Source organism: Streptomyces sparsus, from assembly GCF_054776295.1.
In genome coordinates this window covers 1-2,476 of record NZ_BAAHCA010000743.1, presented here as the reverse complement: position 1 = coordinate 2,476, position 2,476 = coordinate 1, and the positions used below count along the sequence as shown (strand labels likewise).

Genomic DNA, 2,476 nt, shown 5'->3' with positions numbered 1-2,476 from the left:
CGCGCACCGCGGCCAGCGCCTCCGGGTCGGGATTGCGTTCCGCGGTACGGGCCCGCAGCACGGTCAGCGCCGGGTCGGTGCGCGCCAGCCAGGGCAGCAGACCGATGCCGCAGAGCAGCAGCCCGGCCAGGGCGATCCGCCACAGGACGGCGGCCGTCCCGGCGGTGCGGTCGGTGCGCGGACCCCGTGCCATTACGGTCAGCGGTGGGTGCCGGGCCCGACGAGCTCCCGCTCGTACGGGTCCAGGACGACGCCGCGCACCGAGGTGTCGACGCCGTGCACGAGGCGCTGGTGCGCCAGCGGGACGAGGGCGTCGGTGCCCAGCAGGACGGCCTCGGCGGCCAGTGCCGCCTGCTGCCGCTCGGCCGGGTCGACGGTGTCGGCGGTGCCGTCGACCTTGCGGTCCAGGCCGCGGTCGCACAGCCGGGCCAGGTTGTAGCTGCCCTCGCAGCCGAAGTCGCTGCTGAGCACGGAGACCGGGTCGCCGGTGTCGACCATCGTGCTGCGGGCGGCGACGAACGCGTCGAACTTGCCGTCCAGCACGTCGCCCTCGATCCGTGAGTACTCCCGGACCTCCAGCTTCACGGTGAATCCGGCCTCCTGGAGCTGCTGTTGCAGGACCTGCGCGGTCTCGGGCAGCTCGGGCCGGTTGTCGTAGGTGGCCAGGGTGAGGGCGGTCTTCGGCGGCTCGGTGGCGGAGGCCCTGCCGGTCGGCTCGGGACGTTCGCCCCTGGCCCAGCTGAGCGCCGGGCCGTAGAGCCCGCGGCCCGGGTCGGCCCGGCCCTCGTACACGTCCTCGGCGAGGGTGGAGGTGTCCACCGCGGCGCGGGCGGCGGCGCGCACGCCGGGGTCGGTGAAGACGCCCTTCTCGGTGTTGAGGTGCAGGGAGGTGGTACGGGCCGTCGGCACCTCGCGGGCGACGCCCTTCCCGAGAGAGTCGGCCTGGGCGAACGGCACCGACTCGGCGATGTCCACGTCACCACTGCGCAGGGCGTTGGTCCTCGCCTGGCCGTCGGCGACGAAGCGCGCGTCGATGCCGGCGGCCGAGGCACGGCCGCCCCAGTAGCCGTCGAAGCGGTTCAGCCGGGCGCGGGCGTCGGTGTGCTCGGTGATCTCGAACGGTCCGGTGGCGGTGCCGACGGGGGAGGGGCGGTCGGCCTTGCCGTACGCCTTGGGGGAGAGCACCACCAGGGAGGGGCTGGACAGGCGCTGCGGCAGCACCGGGTCCGCGCTGCCGGTGGTGACGCGGACCCCGTCGTCGACGGCCTCCGCCTTCAGGTCGACGCCGGTCAGCGCGGCCGGCAGCGGTTCGGCGGCCGCTGCCCGGGTGAGGGCGCCGGCGACCGCCTTCGGGGTGACGTCCTCGCCGTCCTGGAAGCGGGCGTCCCGGAGCGAGAACACCCAACTGCGGTCGTTCTCCCGGTGCCAGGACTCGGCGAGCGCGGGTGCGGCCGTGCCGTTGGCGTCGAGCCGGGTCAGTCCCTCCGTCACACCGAGCCGGGTGAGTGTGGTGGCGTCGTCGCCGTAGGGGGAGAGCCCCTCGGTGGGCGGGAAGGCGAGCGCCACCCGCAGTCGGGCGCCGTCACCTCCGGAGGCGCCGTCCTCGTCGCCGTCGCCGTTGCCGGCGAAGCAGCCGGCGAGCAGGGGCGTGAGCAGCAGGGCGGCTGTGAGGCGGCGAAGCGGTGGCATGGGTCTCGGTCTCCGGGCGTCGGACGAGCGAATGAACGGCGGGAAGCTTACATGACAATCATTGTCGATAATCTCGGGCAATGCTCACGGCCAGGGGATCTCGAAGTGCACGACGTTCTTGCCGTCCGGCTCCTCGCGTTCGTCGCACATCACCTTGCCCGTCGCACGCCAGAAGTCCTCGGCTCCCGGCACCGCCGGGTCGGTGTGCAGGTAGACCGAGCGGTAGCCGCCGTCCGCCGCGGCGAACCGCAGCAGCTCGTCCACCAGCCGGCGGGCGAGCCCGCGCCTGCGGTGCTCGGGCCGCACGTACACCCGGCGCAGCTGTGCGGTGCTCCCGGAGGGGTAGCGCTCGGCCAGCCAGCTCGGGTTCGGCGGGTGGGCGGGCCCGCGGGAGTCCAGGGCCGCGGTGGCCACCACCGGCCCCTCCGGTCCGTCGGGCCCGGTGGGCGACTCGACCGCGACGAGCAGCGTGTGCCGGGGCGGTCGCAGGTAGAACGCCTCCGGGGCGACGATGTCGGCATGCCAGCGCGGGACGTAGCCGGTGCCGAAGTCGCGGTAGACGGTGTCCAGCATCACGCTGCGGGCCGCGTCCACGTCGGCGTCGGCCGCCACCCTGATGCGGTAGTCACTCACCTGCGAAGGATATGCAACAAGCCTCGGTCGTGAGGGGCCGCCCCCACCACGGGGGCTCAGGACGGCCGCGGGCGCCGCGGGCTCAGTCGCCGCGCAGCCTCTCCAGGTCGCGGCGCTCCCGCTTGGTGGGCCTTCCCGTGCCGCGGTCCCGTCG

The 2,476-nt window shown here is 74.4% G+C and carries 3 protein-coding genes; all 3 read right to left on the bottom strand.

Going from position 1 to position 2,476, the window contains the following annotated elements; all coding sequences use genetic code 11:
* A partial coding sequence (locus tag ACYVE9_RS22885; protein ID WP_461029780.1) for a hypothetical protein occupies window positions 1–193 on the bottom strand: 193 nt, incomplete at its 3' end.
* A gap of 5 nt (window positions 194–198) precedes the next feature.
* Window positions 199–1,689 (bottom strand): ABC transporter substrate-binding protein, encoded by a 1,491-nt coding sequence (locus ACYVE9_RS22880; protein ID WP_461029779.1) that lies wholly within the window; start codon window positions 1,687–1,689, stop codon window positions 199–201.
* A gap of 84 nt (window positions 1,690–1,773) precedes the next feature.
* A complete protein-coding gene (locus ACYVE9_RS22875) occupies window positions 1,774–2,322 on the bottom strand; it encodes a GNAT family N-acetyltransferase (RefSeq protein WP_461029778.1) in 549 nt (182 codons plus the stop codon).
* Window positions 2,323–2,476 lie beyond the last annotated feature (154 nt).

What these genes read in the sequence shown, in the direction of transcription:
- ACYVE9_RS22880 (WP_461029779.1), bottom strand. Translation starts at nt 1,689, where the DNA reads ATGCCACCGCTTCGCCGCCTCACAGCCGCCCTGCTGCTCACGCCCCTG.